Source organism: Lysinibacillus sp. Y5S-8 (assembly GCF_036894365.1).
GTDB classification, from domain to species: domain Bacteria; phylum Bacillota; class Bacilli; order Bacillales_A; family Planococcaceae; genus Lysinibacillus; species Lysinibacillus fusiformis_D.
On the sequence record NZ_CP145889.1, the window covers coordinates 2,907,299 to 2,924,067 of the forward strand.

The 16,769-nt window shown below is 37.3% G+C and carries 19 protein-coding genes and 1 pseudogene; 1 reads left to right on the forward strand and 19 read right to left on the reverse strand.

Annotated features, from left to right (window positions below):
* Positions 1–13: 13 nt before the first annotated feature.
* From accB to V6670_RS14135, 11 genes are all read right to left on the reverse strand, one after another.
* Positions 14–517, reverse strand: a complete 504-nt coding sequence (accB, locus tag V6670_RS14085) for an acetyl-CoA carboxylase biotin carboxyl carrier protein (protein ID WP_338651450.1) — start codon at positions 515–517, stop codon at positions 14–16.
* A gap of 200 nt (positions 518–717) precedes the next feature.
* Entirely contained in the window at positions 718–1,272 is a 555-nt protein-coding gene (locus V6670_RS14090; protein WP_338651451.1) for a SpoIIIAH-like family protein, read from the reverse strand.
* A complete protein-coding gene (locus V6670_RS14095; protein ID WP_231745026.1) occupies positions 1,273–1,659 on the reverse strand; it encodes a hypothetical protein in 387 nt (128 codons plus the stop codon). It abuts the gene before it with no gap.
* Between the two features lie 240 nt (positions 1,660–1,899).
* Complete coding sequence (locus V6670_RS14100; protein ID WP_036116822.1) at positions 1,900–2,811, reverse strand: stage III sporulation protein AE; 912 nt, start codon at positions 2,809–2,811, stop codon at positions 1,900–1,902.
* Positions 2,812–2,823: 12 nt separating this feature from the next.
* Positions 2,824–3,201 (reverse strand): hypothetical protein, encoded by a 378-nt coding sequence (locus tag V6670_RS14105; protein WP_338651452.1) that lies wholly within the window; start codon positions 3,199–3,201, stop codon positions 2,824–2,826.
* Positions 3,202–3,206: 5 nt separating this feature from the next.
* On the reverse strand, positions 3,207–3,416 hold the full coding sequence (locus V6670_RS14110) for a hypothetical protein (RefSeq protein WP_012295089.1): 210 nt from the start codon (positions 3,414–3,416) through the stop codon (positions 3,207–3,209).
* A gap of 89 nt (positions 3,417–3,505) precedes the next feature.
* Complete coding sequence (locus tag V6670_RS14115) at positions 3,506–4,510, reverse strand: nitronate monooxygenase (RefSeq protein ID WP_338651453.1); 1,005 nt, start codon at positions 4,508–4,510, stop codon at positions 3,506–3,508.
* Positions 4,511–4,712: 202 nt separating this feature from the next.
* Positions 4,713–5,270, reverse strand: a complete 558-nt coding sequence (efp, locus tag V6670_RS14120; protein WP_036116812.1) for an elongation factor P — start codon at positions 5,268–5,270, stop codon at positions 4,713–4,715.
* Positions 5,271–5,287: 17 nt separating this feature from the next.
* Complete coding sequence (locus V6670_RS14125; RefSeq protein ID WP_036116810.1) at positions 5,288–6,349, reverse strand: Xaa-Pro peptidase family protein; 1,062 nt, start codon at positions 6,347–6,349, stop codon at positions 5,288–5,290.
* Positions 6,350–6,351: 2 nt separating this feature from the next.
* Positions 6,352–6,786, reverse strand: coding sequence for a type II 3-dehydroquinate dehydratase (aroQ, locus tag V6670_RS14130; RefSeq protein ID WP_249646100.1), 435 nt, complete (start codon positions 6,784–6,786; stop codon positions 6,352–6,354).
* Between the two features lie 122 nt (positions 6,787–6,908).
* On the reverse strand, positions 6,909–7,337 hold the full coding sequence (locus V6670_RS14135; RefSeq protein ID WP_338651454.1) for a hypothetical protein: 429 nt from the start codon (positions 7,335–7,337) through the stop codon (positions 6,909–6,911).
* Positions 7,338–7,445: 108 nt separating this feature from the next.
* Between V6670_RS14135 and V6670_RS14140 the strand changes: the two genes are divergently transcribed.
* A complete protein-coding gene (locus tag V6670_RS14140; RefSeq protein ID WP_051891552.1) occupies positions 7,446–8,417 on the forward strand; it encodes a DUF1385 domain-containing protein in 972 nt (323 codons plus the stop codon).
* Between the two features lie 52 nt (positions 8,418–8,469).
* Here the strand turns inward: V6670_RS14140 and V6670_RS14145 are convergent, their stop codons facing one another.
* The 8 genes and pseudogenes from V6670_RS14145 to V6670_RS14180 form a co-directional block, all read right to left on the reverse strand.
* Positions 8,470–8,646, reverse strand: coding sequence for a hypothetical protein (locus tag V6670_RS14145; protein ID WP_338651455.1), 177 nt, complete (start codon positions 8,644–8,646; stop codon positions 8,470–8,472).
* A gap of 30 nt (positions 8,647–8,676) precedes the next feature.
* Positions 8,677–8,943: a hypothetical protein gene (locus V6670_RS14150; protein WP_338651456.1), complete on the reverse strand. Its 267-nt coding sequence runs from the start codon at positions 8,941–8,943 to the stop codon at positions 8,677–8,679.
* Positions 8,940–9,146 carry a helix-turn-helix transcriptional regulator gene (locus V6670_RS14155; RefSeq protein ID WP_141905479.1) on the reverse strand — a complete coding sequence of 69 codons (207 nt, stop codon included), beginning with the start codon at positions 9,144–9,146 and terminating at the stop codon, positions 8,940–8,942. The genes V6670_RS14150 and V6670_RS14155 overlap by 4 nt, the downstream gene beginning before the upstream one ends.
* A 363-nt stretch (positions 9,147–9,509) precedes the next feature.
* On the reverse strand, positions 9,510–10,448 hold the full coding sequence (locus V6670_RS14160; RefSeq protein WP_338651457.1) for an alpha/beta hydrolase: 939 nt from the start codon (positions 10,446–10,448) through the stop codon (positions 9,510–9,512).
* A gap of 340 nt (positions 10,449–10,788) precedes the next feature.
* On the reverse strand, positions 10,789–12,345 hold the full coding sequence (locus V6670_RS14165) for a hypothetical protein (protein ID WP_338651458.1): 1,557 nt from the start codon (positions 12,343–12,345) through the stop codon (positions 10,789–10,791).
* Between the two features lie 664 nt (positions 12,346–13,009).
* Positions 13,010–13,957, reverse strand: a complete 948-nt coding sequence (locus V6670_RS14170; protein WP_089934547.1) for a rhodanese-related sulfurtransferase — start codon at positions 13,955–13,957, stop codon at positions 13,010–13,012.
* Positions 13,958–14,259: 302 nt separating this feature from the next.
* On the reverse strand, positions 14,260–14,577 hold the full coding sequence (locus V6670_RS14175) for a hypothetical protein (RefSeq protein ID WP_338651459.1): 318 nt from the start codon (positions 14,575–14,577) through the stop codon (positions 14,260–14,262).
* A 311-nt stretch (positions 14,578–14,888) separates the two neighbouring features.
* A pseudogene (locus tag V6670_RS14180) lies at positions 14,889–16,670 on the reverse strand (vitamin B12-dependent ribonucleotide reductase); the annotation flags it as partial.
* Positions 16,671–16,769: the final 99 nt, after the last annotated feature.

Genomic DNA, 16,769 nt, shown 5'->3' on the forward strand with positions numbered 1-16,769 from the left:
TGTTTTGCACTCCTTACTCAGCTTTTACAAGGAATAGTGGTTGGCCGTATTCTACTAAGTCGCCATCTTTCACAAGAACTTCAACGATTTCCCCTTGCACTTCTGCTTCGATTTCGTTGAATAATTTCATTGCTTCTACGATACATACGATTGTTTCATTTCCTACTTTATCACCTGGTTTTACGTAAACTGGTGAATCTGGGTTTGGTGCTTGATAGAAAGTACCGACCATCGGAGATACAATTTTATGTAACGAAGGGTCGTTAGTTGCTGATATAGCTGTGGCTGGAGCTTCTTCCACTTTAGCTGGTGCAGGTGTTACTGCTGGAGCTTCTGCTGGTGCAGATTGTTGTACAACAGGGGCTACTACTTCTTTTTTAGGTGCTACAGTTTCTGTAACAATAACATTATTCTTTTTTAGTTTTACTTTTGCACCATCTACTTCGTACACAAACTCGTCAATTGAAGAAGAATCTACTAATTTAATAATTTCACGAATTTCTTGAATTTTGAACATTTCTAACTCTCCTTATGAAATAAAATCTACTACAATAACTATTCTATATTTTTTCGTATCAATTTGAAATAGTTAAATGAAAATTAAGTAAATATGAACAAAATAAAAGGCTTTCCTTTACTAAACGAAAGCCTTTTCATAACGCTGATATATAACAACTATTTTTGAATTAACTAAATATTTATTTTTTTCTATATTTTTTAATTATTATTTGCACTAAACTTTACTTGCACATCATTTGCGCCTTCCATCTCTGTTTTTACCAAGTAAATAATTTCGTTTGCTTGTGCTTTTGACAATTCTTCAGCCATCACTGTAACAGAAACTTTTTCTCCTTCAGCGCGAACAAACGCATCTGAATAACCTAATGATTTAACGAGCATTTCAAGCATTGCTTCCGCTGATTCACGTTTAATCAGACCATCCATTTCATTAAATGCCTCATTTTTTTCTTCAGCAGAGGATTCCTCTGCAGCAATTTTTTGCGTTAACTGTTCACGTAGCTGACTTCTCTCATCACTTACCTGCATACGCATTTCTTCAAATAAGTGACTCGGTGAAGATACTTCTTGTGTGATATCATTTGTCGCTTCTTTATCTGTAACGCCTGTGACAGCTGTCTGTTGTAGTGTATCATCTGTAAAAATAGTTAGACCATTGAATTGTTTTGCTGGATCAACCAAATAATACACTGAAATGACTGCTACTAAACTTAATAATGTCATAAACCAAACTGTTCTTCTACGTACGCGCATTTACTTTTCCTCCTTATTTTCCATCGGAACGATTATGATTCGATGAATCGGTAACTGCATCACTTGACTGACGACTGCACGAATTTCATTTTTCACAAAGATATCGGATGCACCTTCTGAAACAACTAGCATTCCTGTTACGTTTTTCGCGCTTTGCTCAGTCCCTCGAAAATATTGGCTGAATAGTTTATTGGCCTCTTGGTCATTTGTCATCTCTCCATAATAAAAATAGACTTTAACCTCCCCAACACCTTGCATTGACTTCAAAGTTTGCTCAAGTTTTTCTTCATTGGTGAGTGGTGAACCTTTGTCGCTTGTTGAATTTGTCTGATACATAGGTAAAATGATGAATATTCCCATGGAGGCAGCTATCAAAATTAAAACCATCAATGACGTTGTTTTTTTTCGTGTCTTTTCCACATCACTTGTACATTGCCTCCCTTCATCTTCTCTTTTTCAAGTGTATGTACGCTTGTTTCTTCCTATGAATTGATAAATGGAATCTTTAATAGCAATTGCAAAAATACTAACGTGATGACCAATTTTGTTAGTGAAATTATTTCCTTATCATCCGTTAGAAACACAAATATCTGACATACAAAGAGCAATGCCAATAAAAGAATCAATCTATCTCCCCCCTGCCATCACTTGTACGAATACAATGAGGAAAAAACAAGAAAACATAAATGAAAAAGCAATGAGAAATGATACCGCACATAATGTAAATAGCGATTTACTAATTTGTTCTAGTAGTCTACAAATATCATCGAAGGCAATTGGTTCTAAAATAGCCGCCAACAATTTTAATGAATAAGCACTGACAACGAGCTGTACGGTTGGGATAAAGGACACTGTAATGACGGCGATAAAAGCACTAATACTAGTAAGTGAAGATGTAAATTGTGTCATATGCTGAAACATTGAAAAGCTGTCTACAATAAAAGAACCAACAACTGGAATATTTTCCTCAATTAATTTTTTGACGGGTTCCGCTACAGCAGCATTGACACTAAATGCTGCCACACCGCCTGCAGTCATCAACAGAATATAGCAAATAACGGAGGCAGAAACGATACTCATAATCGTAAAACGAATCAACTCAGCGATTCGTGTAAAAGAAATTTCCTTGACTATGACACTGCACACATCAAAGACAATGGCTAAAAGCACACCTGGAATAAGCCACTTACTACTAATAATGGTCAGGACTTGTACAAAAAACAGTAAAAAAGGCTGCCAGGAAGCAATCGCTGTAATACTACTTGATAGAAGAAAGCTTGAAGTTAAAATGGGATAAAATGCTGTAAATAGATGGGCTAGTCCTTGTGCAATTTCATCAATTAATGTAAAAGACTTAACTACAACTGGACCAATCGTTGCTAAAACAATCAGAAAAAAGAGTATCCTTGTCCCTTTTTCAAATTCTGGTAATACCATGTTCACAATCAAAACAATGATGACGTAGCTGCAAAGCATGAGCGTCATCTTTAGCAAGAGAAAGAATGGGTCGATTAAAAACGATAGTATTTGCTCCTGCAATGGCTTCGCTCCTTAGTTTAGCCTTTTTAAAATGGCCGACACCTCCTGTAAAACAGCCAAAAATTCTTTGAACCAATACAGCAAAATCACGATTTTTACTGCAGCAAAAACGATGTTCCCGAGCACCTTATAATTATGTTCTGCCAGCAGTAAAGACATCCACTGCCCGACATAGAACATACTTGCACTGATTAAAATAGCTTTCGCATAAGGTAAAAAGGCAAGTGTTTCTAACAGCTGTTTGACGAAAGGCATTAAAAGTATCGAGAACAACATGCCAAAAAGCAAGAACGAAAACATCACACTTATTAGCGCATGGAGTGGCTGTATAACTTCTTTTATCAGCAATAATAAAAGCAGCATGACAACAGCAACAATCACAATTTCCATTTACATTACCCGGAAGATGTAAGCCATTGGAAGAATGTTAAAATCTCATTAAAAAATAGACGTAAAAATCGAAGTAATTCTGCTGTCATATATAAGTAGGCAATGAAAAAGAGGAAAAATGAAAACTCCTTCTTCCCTGTTTGATCAAAGAAAACATGAAGAAGCGCAACGACTAGTCCCACTCCAGCAACTCTTAATACGTCTTGTAATTCCATTCCTACGCCCCCTCGTGTACAGCAATATATGTCGCTCTACCAAAAAAAAGACCTCTATACATATGTATAGAGATCTTTATTGATAAAATTTATAGAAGCTTTTCTACAATGCTTCTGACAGTGCCAGTTTGCTGTACGAGATAACTCTTTTCGCCCATCCACATCGATAAATAATCCGCATTACCTTGTTTGGCACTTTCTTTACGAATGGTAGTCGTTAAATAGTTTTGTAATGGATAAGGAGCTACTATCGCATCTTTCATACGTTTTGTAAAATCATTTATTAAGCCTCTTGCTGGTTTACCCGTAAAGGCGAGCGTAATCGTTGTTTGCTGTTCTTTCGAAGCTAACACAGCATTTTTATAAAGTGGCGAAATTTCGCATTCATCTGCCACTAGTAACGCTGTACCAATTTGAACAGCCTGTGCCCCGCCCTTTAATGCCTTTTGAATATCCTCTTTCGTCACAAGTCCACCTGCTGCGATAATAGGAATCGCAATTTGTCCAGCTACTTGTTGTAGTAAATCATATAATGGTATTAATTGCAGAGGGGCAGAAAAGGAGCCTCGATGACCGCCAGCCTCTCCTCCTTGTAGTACAACTGCATCCATTCCTGCTTGTTCTACTAGTATAGCTTCCTCTACTGTCGTAGCGGTACCAACCGTATAAATACCATTGTCTTTTAATTGCTGCAGAACCTCTGGAGAGGGCAACCCAAATGTAAATGAACAAATCGCTACCTGTTCCTCGATCACCGCCTGAATTTGACCTGCAAACACTTCCTTCGAAACAACACTTTGTACAGGTGATAATCCTAGTTCATCGTAAAAAGGTTGTAGTGCCATACGGGCTTGTTGTAAAACCTCGATATCAATTTTCGGTTCTTCTTGAACAAACAGATTGACCGCAAAGGACTTTGCTGTTAACTTCTTTACTTCCTGAATAAATTGCTTTGTTTGTGCACCATCTAAGTAGCCCGCTCCTATTGAGCCTAATAGCCCAGCCTCAGCGCAAGCCGCCACCAATTTCGGGGATGTCACGCCTGCCATTGGTGCTTGAATAATGGGATATGTCATATCAAATGTTTGTAGCATACCTTTCACTCCTTACGATTATTGTAAACAATTCTCCCAGCAATGACCATCTATCTGATGATAGAATCTTGATGGACTTTCAGTAAAAAAGAGTACGTGCTTCTATCTATTATCACATTAAATGAAAGGTTTGGCAGGATATGTATAAGAAAAAAATAAAAACCTACCCTTTTTTAAAGAGTAGGTTGGCTATTATTAATTATTAAGCACGAGAAACGTAAGAGCCTTCTTCTGTGTTAACGATTAAAACATCACCTTGGTTAACGAAGAAAGGTACTTGTACGATTAGACCTGTTTCAAGTGTAGCAGGTTTTGTACCGCCTGAAGCTGTATCTCCTTTGATCCCTGGTTCTGTTTCTGTAACTTCTAATTGAACAGTATTTGGTAATTCAATACCTAACATTTCACCTTGGTAAGATTGAATATGCACTTCCATATTTTCTTTTAGGAATTTTAATTCATATTCAATAGCAGCTGAAGCAAGTTCAGTTTGCTCGTAAGATTCTAAGTCCATGAATACATGCTCGTCGCCTTGTGCATATAGGTATTGCATTTTACGGTTATCAATTTGTGCTTTCTCTACTTTTTCACCAGCACGGAATGTTTTTTCATTCACTGAGCCGTTACGTAGGTTACGTAATTTAGAACGCACGAACGCAGCACCTTTACCTGGTTTAACGTGTTGGAAATCTAACACGCGGTATAATTGGCCATCAACAATAATTGTTAGACCTGTACGGAAATCGTTTACTGAAATCATTTGTGTTCCTCCAAAGTTTATAAAATAATGAGTTCTTTTGACGAATGTGTTAGTAGTTCATTACCCGTTTCAGTGATTAAAATATCATCCTCGATACGGACACCACCGATTCCTGGTAAGTAAACACCAGGTTCAATCGTCACGGCCATACCTGGCTCTAGCACTGTCTCTGAACGCATCGATAAGCCAGGGCCTTCATGTACTTCAAGACCAATACCATGTCCTAAAGAATGACCAAATGCGTCGCCATATCCTTTTTCTTTTAAGTAGTCACGTGCAATCGCATCCGCTTGAATACCTGTTAATCCAGGACCCACTTTTTCAAGTGCTAACAGTTGAGAAGCAAGGACTGCATTGTACATATCTACTAATTTTTCAGATGGTTCTCCAACAGCCACAGTACGTGTGATATCCGAAATATAGCCATTATATAGCGCACCAAAGTCTAAAGTAACAAAGTCGCCTTTTTCAATCACTTTATTCGTTGCAACGCCATGTGGTAATGCTGAACGAAGACCAGACGCAACAATTATGTCAAATGAAGACTGAGTTGCTCCTTGTTTACGCATGAAAAATTCTAATTCATTCGAAACCTCAAGCTCTGTTTTACCAGGCTTGATGAAGCCTAAAATATGTGTAAATGCGTGATCTGCAATTTCACACGCAGCCTTAATAATATTAATCTCTTGTTCCGTCTTAATCAAGCGAATTTTTTCAATTAGCCCAGAAATCGGCACTAAATCTGCTTGAATGTTTGATTTATACAGTTCATATGTGCCATAACTTACAGTATCTTTCTCAAAGCCCAATAATTTGATGCCCATATTGCTTACTTGTGTAGCAATTTCTTCAATGATTGTTGCTTCATGTTTGACAATGCGGAAGTCCTGAATTTGTGCAGCAGCCTGCTCTGTATAACGGAAATCTGTAATAAACACAGCATCATTTTGAGACACAATTGCTACGCCTGCTGTCCCTGTAAAACCAGTCATATAACGTCGGTTATACCCATTTGTGATTAAAATGCCATCGATGCTTTGTTCTTGAAGTGCTTTACGTAGCTTTTGTAATTTCAACATAATCAATTCTCCCTCTCGATAAATGTACGTAGTGCCAGTTCATAGCCTTTCGTCCCTAGTCCACAAATTTGACCAAGGCAGGCCGGAGCAAGATAAGAATGATGACGGAAAGCCTCACGTTTGTGGATATTGGAAATATGTACTTCGATAACCGGCACAGAAATTCCTGCAATCGCATCATGTAACGCGATGCTTGTATGGGTATACGCACCGGGATTAAAGATAATACCATCATATTTTTCGTCCTCTGCTTCATGCACCCAATCTACTAGTACCCCTTCGTGATTGGATTGACGAAATTCAACCGTAGCACCTAAAGAAGCCGCAAGATTTTGAACATTTTCTCTAACATCATCCAATGTTTCATATCCATAAATATGTGGCTCTCGTTTGCCAAGTCGATTTAAGTTCGGTCCATTCAAACATAATAACTTCACGCTTCTATTCGCCTCTTTCTATGTACTTGCCATTTATTTTATCATACACCGTGCATTCAGCAACTAATTTCAATTGATGGTTTCATAAATATCCCCTCAAACAAAGGGGATATTTTGTACCATTAACTTTCTTTTTGTGCTGTATGCTCCTTCTGATGAAAATTGGCCGTTTCCAACAAGAAGCGTAATAGACAGACAACAATCACTATAAATGGAATGGACAGTTTTTTAAAGGACGTCAGTTGTAATGGTAGATCTAAAGCAATCCACTCCAATGTAATAGTCACAAGAAGACCTAGCAGCAGTGACGAAAAGAAAGCTGGAATGATATAGACATAGCGCATGGTCATATATAAAAATAAGCCGATGATAAACAGCAGAAAGATAAAGAAGGTCCATTGAAATAATTTAGAGCTATCTTCAAACCAATTCCACTTTTTATAAAACCCAATCGGATGCCATTTAATAAGATGGAAATAATGTAAACCCTTTAAGCACAGCGCTAAAACAAGCGCATTTACAAGTGCGGTAATCGTCGCTACTTTCATCATCTAACCTCCTTTTTGCACACTAATGTTTTCCTGAAATGTACGATTAGTGTAGCCATATAGAAAATTTACTATGCGTAACTGTAGAGGTTTTTCACTAAATTTAGTACAATGGTACAGTTGAAATATATAAAGAGAGTGGTGTTAGCCTTGAGCAATTCACCTGTATACGGGGGACAAGCACAATTAGAAGGTGTGATGTTCGGAGGAAAGGAACATACTGTTACAGCCATTCGTCGTAACGATGATTCCATTGATTATTATCATTTTAAAAAAGTTCAAAAGCCTATTTTACAAAAGCTCAAAAAAATTCCATTTGTACGAGGCGTTGTAGCGCTCATTGAGTCGGCTGGCTTAGGCTCTCGTCACATGCAATTTGCAGGGGATCGTTATGATGTGACACCTGGCGAAGAAGAAGATCATAAAGAAGAAGGTTCTAAACTTCAAATGATACTTGGAGTTGCTGTAGTAGGTATTCTTTCCTTTTTATTCGGAAAATTTGCCTTTACATTAATTCCTGTTTTTATAGCTGATTTTTTCTCAAAATGGATTGAAGGAAAAACGGGACAAATTCTACTAGAGAGTGGTATTAAACTCCTTTTACTGCTAGCCTACTTATACTTTATCTCATTAACCCCTCTGATTAAGCGAGTATTTCAGTATCATGGTGCCGAGCATAAAGTTATTAACTGTTATGAGGCTGGCTTAGACATCACAGTAAAAAACGTTCAAGCTCAATCACGTCTGCACTATCGTTGTGGCAGTAGCTTCATTCTGTTCACAGTGTTTGTCGGCATGTTCTTATATTTCTTTGTACCAACTGACCCACTGTGGCTTCGTATTTTAGATCGGATTCTATTAATTCCTGTTGTACTTGGTATTTCATTTGAAGTATTACAAGCGACAAATGCTTGCCGCAATATCCCAGTGTTGCGTTTCCTTGGCTACCCTGGCTTATGGCTTCAATTACTGACAACTCGTGAACCAAAGGACGATCAAGTAGAAGTAGCAATTGCTTCCTTTAATATGCTACGTCAAGTAGAGCAGCAACCTGAAATTGCTGCAACATTGAACCATGAATAATAGAACAGGCAGTCCCAACAAGTGTTGGGGCTGCCTGTTTTATATTATTGCTCTATTTAGTATAAATAAGTGCAGTAAACAGCCCTATTAAATTTGGTAAGATACTGAAAACTAAAAACAGCCAATTATTCGTCATGATGGAGATGCTTGTAAAAATAAGAATGGACGCAGCAATAATACCTATGCCTAGCTTCACTCGAGAAAGCTGAAACGGGATGGGATTAAACATGTTGATGGACAAAACTCCCCCAATTATCCCTCAACTCCCTAAGTGCACTAAAAGAATAATACCTAAAACCATTGCTGAATTCAATTCAATGCCAAATACAATGAGTGTAAAGAAAATATAAATCGCCGCTAATGTCACATACCACGAATAGGATTTCGCTTTTTGCCAAATATAGCCGTGTAGCTCATCTAAACCTCTGTTTTTCTTCGCCTTACTCCGTCCTAACCACCAGCCTAAAATTCCACAAGTCATTCCCCCATACAATCCGATAATTCCCCCGATAGAAATCTCCATCACTCCATCCCCTCCTCTTCGAATATAAACACTTCTTCAATTGTGCAATTGAAAGCTTTTGAAATATTGTAGGCGAGTTCTAAAGATGGATTGAATTTCTCCGATTCAATTGCAATGATTGATTGTCGCGAGACGCCAACTACTTTAGACAACTCCTCCTGCGTAATCTTTTTCGATTTCCGTAATTCACGAATTCTATTTTTCATAAAGCCTCCTCGTTAAATGTAAAGTAAACTGTACATTTTTTAATAAGTAAAGTTTACTTTACACCATTTCATATGTCAAGTTGACTTTACAATTTAGTTCTCGTTTAAACAATAAAGGAATTCTTATGAAGAGCTATCAGGAGACATAGTGAGGACACCACACGCTAATTTTGAAAAATGTAGTCAGTTTGTGAAGAAAAGCATCCACCTCCATTTAATAGTTCCACCTCTATCGTACCTATCTACACTCTGAAATAAAGTTAAATTCCAAAATAAGGAATATAAAAAGCGTGTTTTGAATGATAATCAAAACACGCTTTTTTATAGGATTTTTCCGCACCTTTTCCTTTAGCGTTAACCCGCCTATTTCAACACTCTACTATGAATTATATTCATAATTTTCTGTTGAGCATCTAGAGCTTCAGGGATAGGCATCACAACAAACACATGATTCATTTGAGGATAAACAAAGGTAGTGATGTCAATGCCTTGTTCGGTTAGTTGTTCATCAAATTTTATGGCATCTGGATATAAACTTTCATGTGTTCCAATAAAATGAGTAATCTTCCCAAGTCCTTGAAAATCACCGTAAATAGGACTAATCAATGGGTCCTTTAGATCTTTATCAGCAGCCCATATCTTTGTAATGACTTCCATTCCTTCACTGGCTAACATTGGGTCCTTTTCTTCATATTCAAGTATCTGAGGATTTTCTAAACTCATATCAACACATGCTGATAGTAAAATAATATCTTGGGGTTGAGGTAGATGGATCTGCTTCAAAAGTTGGACCAGACCAAGTGCTATATTTCCACCTGCCGAATCTCCGATAATGGTCAATTGATTAGAACTTTCAACCGTTTTTAAAATTTCTTTATAGAAATTGAGCATTTTTTGGAAGGTGTCATGATGGTTAAAATGAGGTACTTTCGGATAAATGGGCGCAATAACTTTTGCATTTAACGATTGTGCCATCTTATCCATGAATAGCCAATGTAAGCTTAAAGGCTGATTCGTCCAAGCACCACCATGTATATAGAGAATAACTTTTTGCTTCAAGGACTTTTGGTCATTTAAAGTGAAGACCTGCATAGCCTCAAAGGTTTGCTCCTCCATATCACTTATAAATTGAACATCTTCCCCTATAACATAAAGCTGACTATTTTCAGTTCCCCTCTGCTCAATAAACTGTTTAGCATTTTCAATACTAGAAAAACTCTTTTTATTACTTTGCGCAAATAGCCATTTTTCAAATTGAACACTTTCTCCAGAACGATCTCCGCTAAAAATTTCTACAGTCATTTTTTTCTCCCCTTTAAGTTTTATCACGCACATAGATTGATAACAGCTATGTATCAGAAGCTTTCACACGTACTATATCCATACCGTATCATAGAGACAAACCTGCATCCGTTAAATAAAATAATTTTTTTCGTACTCTATGTTAATTCCACAGTATGTTGTATACTCCTTCAACATCCATCGTATTTAAATGAAAATAAAAATACCATGCTGATTGCCAACATGGTATTTTCAAATCTTTTATTTAAAGAGGTAACTCATTACCTCTTTAATAACTTTTTTAACTGTCTGATTATCAATTTGGCATCCAGCCGTTGCTAAAGATATGTTTTCAAGTTTTTTATTTTATATACTTAGAACGAACAACGGTCCTTTTGTATGGCTCACCTTGTAACGTTTCACCTGAAATATTTAAAGTTATATTATATACACCCGACTTTTTATTTTCTGGAAAATTCACCATAAAGTTTTGCTGATTAACCTTTTGCGTCTGTAGAGAAGAAGCAATATCTTTCCCTGTTGGATCCAGTACTCGTACATCGAAGGTAAGTTTTTGTAATTGGTCATTAGCTTGCATTGTCACGATATTATTCGTTTCTAATGATACTGTTGGAATACTTACCTTAATCAAAGATGGACCCCCATGTTGAACTGCCAGTAAAAACGCATTATCTTCTGCCTGCGTGCTTATATTTATCTTCCATTCCCCAATCTCAGAAATAACGCCGGTAAATGTATGAGGTACTACGCCATTAAAGAAGGAGGCTTCATCCAATGATTGGATTGTTTGGTTGGTATATTTTTTTTCTGAAGGAGATACTAACTCTATCTTATCGCTAGTTAACCCTGTCCATAATTTCACATTATCGAGCGCAGTATCCACATAAAAAGAATGTGTCACATCATTTGACGATTGTAACTTCCCTCCGTAAAAATAATGAGAAACATCCAACTCTTGAAACATATCAGATTGAGAAAGGTATTCTTTGTTCATCATGATACGATCTGTAGAAGCAGACTGTAGATACTGTTCCAATCTTGAAAATACCGCAGATCCCATTCGAATATTGTCATGATCAAGTGAGGGATCGGTAAATAAATGTGTTCCGTAAGATAATTTAGTGCTTGCCTCTTTGACTAATCCATCATTTGGATCGGAAAGATATAGACCTCCCATCCAGAGTGCAGATAGAAATGGTCCTGTATTAGTACCAGCCATTGTATAATAGTTGTTCTTGCTAACATTGGGGTGATTGTCTATTAGTGAGCGAAAATATTCCATTTCCCCAACTTGAAGTGAATAAGTTCCATCATCTTTTTCACCGAGTAATGTAGCTAGCCAACCTGCCCACCAGCTATATGCAAGATCAGCTAACTCTGATCCATAATGAGGGGATCCTAAAGTAAACACCCTCCCAACGTACGGATGAGCATTATGAAGAACTAATGCTGCTTGGGTATCAGGCCCACCCTTGCTATGGGCAATTATATTTAATTTTTTTCCGTGAAAATGTTGACTGATTTCTTTTAACATAGAGGCTAATAATTTTCCATTATCGTATTGACTATAAGAACCTTTACCTGCCGAATCGTATAATTGAACAAATACCGTTTGATATCCTGCTTCATAAGCTTTTGTATACATATCATTAAGACCGTGATATTCTGTATTGCCATACCAACTTGTAGAGTTACCGTTTTTCCCTTGAACGAAAACAATAGGTGGTTTATTCAAATCAACATTAGGTGGAGTATTTCCTAGAAACCACTCTCCAGGTGTAAAGCTTTCACCTGGTGGCTTCAATCCATAAGGTTCAATCGTGTTTGAGGCAAAAACATCTGGAGTAGAAAAAAGCATAATTGTAACCATTACTAATAAAGAAAGTATTTTTTTCAAATTGTTTTCCTCCTAATCATTATAGATCAAGTGCGTAAAGCTGTAGAAAAGCAATTTATAATTCTAAAAAACTGGTGTTGAATAACAGCTATTAATGCTAATTTTCAAGCAGCAACCAACTAACCCCACCTTCCCTTTATACTAATATTCTATAAAAAGGGAATAACTTCCTTCTAATTTAGACAAAAAAATATCATTATTTTACTTCGGTTAAGCCTCACTTAGAGAAGCAGCGAGATAGATTGTGTTAGCAAATAAAATAGCATAGAGCGAAATGGCCAATATTCAACACCATATGTTCATATAAACAAACCTAAGTCCTTAATTCTCATTTATTAACACCCTCTTCTCGCGCAATATGATGGATGCTTTCTTGTCCATTTATATAACGTAGTACGGTTTTTATTTTCTTATTGATCATAAAAACACCCCGTAAAAGTTAGATTTTGTGTCTAGCTTTTACGGGGCAGAAGGTACTAGATTGTATTATTTCAACATATATGTACCAGTTAATAATAAACCTCCATCAAAGAATAAACACCCTATGTAAGCGAGCAAACTAGTCCAATTTTGAAATGGCTAGTTTGAACACTTACATAGGGTGCTTTAGGTCCTTCTAAATAGTTGGTTGAGGTTATGGAAGCTATTTAATTTAGAAAGCTTTTCATGCTAATTCTTGTAAAGCCTCAATTGCTTGAGCTACTTGCTCTTCTGTTAAATTGTGACGCACGATGTAGCGGTTGCGCGCATGCTTTGTACATTCGATTGTACAGCCACCTAAATGCTTTGCTTCATTTTCTTCAGATGCAATGATTTGTTTGTTACATTCAGGGTTTGCACAGTTAATGTAACGTTCACAAGGTTCACCGTCATAGTGATCACGACCGATAATCACATGCTCTACTTGATTGATTGGCACCGTTAAACGCTCATCAAATACGTACATTTGACCGTCCCATAATTGGCCTTTCGCAACAGGGTCTTTTCCGTATGTTGCAACACCGCCATGTAATTGACCAACATCGCCAAAGCCTTCACGTTTCATCCAGCCCGAAAACTTCTCACAGCGAATCCCGCCCGTACAATAGGTTAAAACATTTTTCCCTTCGAACAGCTCGCGATTTGCACGTACCCATTCTGGTGTATCACGGAAGTTTTGTACATCTGGTCGAATCGCGCCACGAAAATGGCCGACATCGTACTCATACGTGTTACGCACATCTAATACTACTGTATTGTCATCTTGCATTTCAGCAAGGAATTGTTCTGGTGACAGGTAGCGACCTGTTAATTCATGTGGGTTCACGTCTTCTTCTAAGCCTAAGTTTACTAACTCAGGTCGTGGGCGTACGTGCATTTTTTTGAATGCATGCTCTTCTACTGCATCAATTTTGAAGACTATACCTTCAAATAATGAGTCAGCTTGCATGTTTGCCATGTATTGCTCTGTTTGCTCAATCGTACCTGAAACAGTACCGTTAATGCCCTCGTTAGCTACTAAAATACGACCTTTTAAACCGATTTCTTTACACATTGCTAAGTGCGTTGCTGAAAACGCAGCTGGATCTTCAATCTTCGTGTAATGGTAATATAATAAAACTTGATAATTCATTGTTTTCCACCTATCATTTCAATATTTGCAGGATATTCCTGATAGTGTCTTTTACGACCTATTAACCATAAAGGATAATCATTTAATATGCTATCGGTAATTAGACTGAAATGGGTATAAATATTATTTTTAAAGAATTTGTGAATTGGTCAGTGGACTTTTTTTTATAAAAAAGTGTTATTCCACAATCTGGCCCTTAAATGGAAAAAGACACACTCCTTATGAAAAAAATGCACCTGTTAACGGAGGATTGTTAGTCATCTTCAGTACTAAATAACTGAGAAATTGAGTAATGCGTGCTTTTATTCAGGGAATCCCCAAATAGAATACATCGCGTATATACTCAAAATTATACCAAGTAAAAAGAATCCCGATTTTATGATATTTTCCTTTTTGAAGGAAATTTCACTGTATTCGGCATAGCTTAATATCATATAGATAATGGCTGGTGTAAAGATGACTATTGCAACCCAATGTTGCTGAAAATTAACTCTTAACGCAGGGTTAAATACAGGCAAAAAGAATAATAAACCTAATAAAGCCCCTAAAGCATAGCCTTTTAAATATTTTTTCATCAAAGTTTGTCCTTTCTTATAGGAATTTTTTAATTGCCCCTTCACAATCTAGATGCTTTGTAGAGCCTTTTTCTACTTAAACTAAACCACTCTTTCTATAGCAATTAAAATTCGGCAGCTATAATTTGATAATTACTTTTCAATTTTGGGGATGAAAATGCTAAAGAGAAAATATACACAAGCATTTCTTGATACTAATGAAAGGCCCTTTAACGGAAGAACCTTTTCACGATGAAAACACCCCTTTAGATATATGAATATCCAAAGAGGCGTAGCTTCGTAACATTTTTATAAATGTCGCGACTTTATTTTAAACTTTGTATCTGTTTGATAAATATCGTGACTCTAATTCAAATTTACAGACCACATTTTAACTGTGCACCACAGTTTGTACATGTATTACAGCCACCCATTTCTTCGACTGTTCCTTTACGACAAACAGGGCATGTATTCCCTACATCTGAGCCGATAACCGTTGTAAACTCTAATGCTTGAATTGTATCTACTAATACGACTGGACGTTTTGTATGCTCTTCGACTAATTCTTCTTCAAATGATAATTGATCCATATCATTTTCTTCCGCTTTTAGTGTAAGAACTTGTGAATCACGGCTACCATCCACATAGACCGTGCCACCTTTAGCGCCACCTTTATATAGTCGCTCGTATACTTTTTCTACTTGCTGTACTGTATAGCCTTTTGGTGCATTCACTGTTTTAGAAATGGATGAATCAATCCATTTTTGAATAATACATTGAACATCAGCATGTGCTTCTGGTTTTAGCTCCATTGCTGTGACAAACCATTCAGGAAGCTCTTGCTCATTTACTTCAGGATGACGATCTAAATACTCTTTTACAATTTCAGCCTTGACCTCAATAAATTTACCTAAACGACCAGAACGGTAGTACGTAAAGGAGAAGTATGGTTCAAGACCTGTCGCTACGCCTACCATCGTTCCTGTCGAACCCGTTGGCGCAACAGTTAGTAAATGCGAGTTACGAATACCAGTCGCTAGAATTTGTTCTTTGATGTGAGCAGGCATTTTTTGCATAAAGCCTGTCTCTGTAAAGGCTTTACGTAAACAAGCTGTTTCTTCGTCAGTAGCACCTACTAAGAATGGGAAGCTACCACGTTCCTTCGCAAGCTCTGTAGACGCCTCATAGGCTGTTTCCGCAATTGTTTTAAAGATTTCATCGACTAAAGCATTACCTGCTTCTGAACCGTATTCCTTTTCACAGTAAATAAGTAAGTCTGCTAAGCCCATAACCCCTAAACCAACACGACGCTCGCCAAGGGCTTGTACACGGTTCTCTTCTAGGAAGTAAGGAGTCGCATCAATAACGTTATCCTGCATGCGAACACCCACACGAACTGTTTCACGTAGTGCTTCGTAATCAACTGATTGATTTTCTTTATTCGCAAACTGTGCAAGGTTCACAGCTGCTAAGTTACACACAGAGTATGGTGCAAGTGGTTGTTCACCACACGGATTTGTCGCTACAACACTTTGACCATATGCCTTTGCATTTGTCATGTCATTCGCGTTGTCGATGAAGAAAATACCTGGCTCTGCTGAGTATGTTGCACATACGTTTATTAAATTCCATAATTCTTTTGCTTTCATTGTACGGTATGTGCGGACTTTATAGCCCATTTTTTCCCATTCGCGAACATCGCCCACTTCATGCCATTTCGTATTGTACACGTTCATTTCTTCTTTTGTATATTCCTCCACAGCTGGGAAACGAAGCTCAAAGTCAGCGTCTTTTTCTACTGCTTCCATAAATTCCTTCGTTAATGTCACGGAAATGTTGGCACCTGTTAAAAACTCTGGGTTATGAACTGTGTATGTGCCACCATCACGTAATTTATTTTCAGCATCACGAATGATCGCTGTATCGAATCCACCTAAGCCTTCAATGTTTTTGTAGTTCATGATGCCTTGATACATCGCTTCTTCTTGCATAGAAAGTGGCTTGAAGTTTAATTTTTCTTTTGCTAGACGAATGATTGTTTCATCCGTTGTATTTTCGATCAGGTAACGCAGAATACGTGGATTTTGCATTTTCGAAATAATAAATTCCACAATATCTGGATGCCAATCTGCTAGCATAATCATTTGTGCCGATTTCTTACGCGGGTTCGCTACACCCACTCTCTATGTCACCATAGAAGTTGAGACCATATCTTACATCCAATTAGATGCCCTCGCACTTCGGAGTGGCTTCACTCC

Coding starts and splice junctions, on each gene's coding strand:
- accB (WP_338651450.1), bottom strand. CDS start 517: ATGTTCAAAATTCAAGAAATTCGTGAAATTATTAAATTAGTAGATTCT.
- V6670_RS14090 (WP_338651451.1), bottom strand. CDS start 1,272: ATGCGCGTACGTAGAAGAACAGTTTGGTTTATGACATTATTAAGTTTA.
- V6670_RS14095 (WP_231745026.1), bottom strand. CDS start 1,659: ATGGTTTTAATTTTGATAGCTGCCTCCATGGGAATATTCATCATTTTA.
- V6670_RS14105 (WP_338651452.1), bottom strand. CDS start 3,201: ATGGAAATTGTGATTGTTGCTGTTGTCATGCTGCTTTTATTATTGCTG.
- V6670_RS14110 (WP_012295089.1), bottom strand. CDS start 3,416: ATGGAATTACAAGACGTATTAAGAGTTGCTGGAGTGGGACTAGTCGTT.
- V6670_RS14115 (WP_338651453.1), bottom strand. CDS start 4,510: ATGCTACAAACATTTGATATGACATATCCCATTATTCAAGCACCAATG.
- efp (WP_036116812.1), bottom strand. CDS start 5,270: ATGATTTCAGTAAACGATTTCCGTACAGGTCTAACAATTATTGTTGAT.
- V6670_RS14125 (WP_036116810.1), bottom strand. CDS start 6,349: ATGTTGAAATTACAAAAGCTACGTAAAGCACTTCAAGAACAAAGCATC.
- V6670_RS14135 (WP_338651454.1), bottom strand. CDS start 7,337: ATGATGAAAGTAGCGACGATTACCGCACTTGTAAATGCGCTTGTTTTA.
- V6670_RS14140 (WP_051891552.1), top strand. CDS start 7,446: ATGGTACAGTTGAAATATATAAAGAGAGTGGTGTTAGCCTTGAGCAAT.
- V6670_RS14145 (WP_338651455.1), bottom strand. CDS start 8,646: ATGTTTAATCCCATCCCGTTTCAGCTTTCTCGAGTGAAGCTAGGCATA.
- V6670_RS14155 (WP_141905479.1), bottom strand. CDS start 9,146: ATGAAAAATAGAATTCGTGAATTACGGAAATCGAAAAAGATTACGCAG.
- V6670_RS14160 (WP_338651457.1), bottom strand. CDS start 10,448: ATGACTGTAGAAATTTTTAGCGGAGATCGTTCTGGAGAAAGTGTTCAA.
- V6670_RS14170 (WP_089934547.1), bottom strand. CDS start 13,957: ATGAATTATCAAGTTTTATTATATTACCATTACACGAAGATTGAAGAT.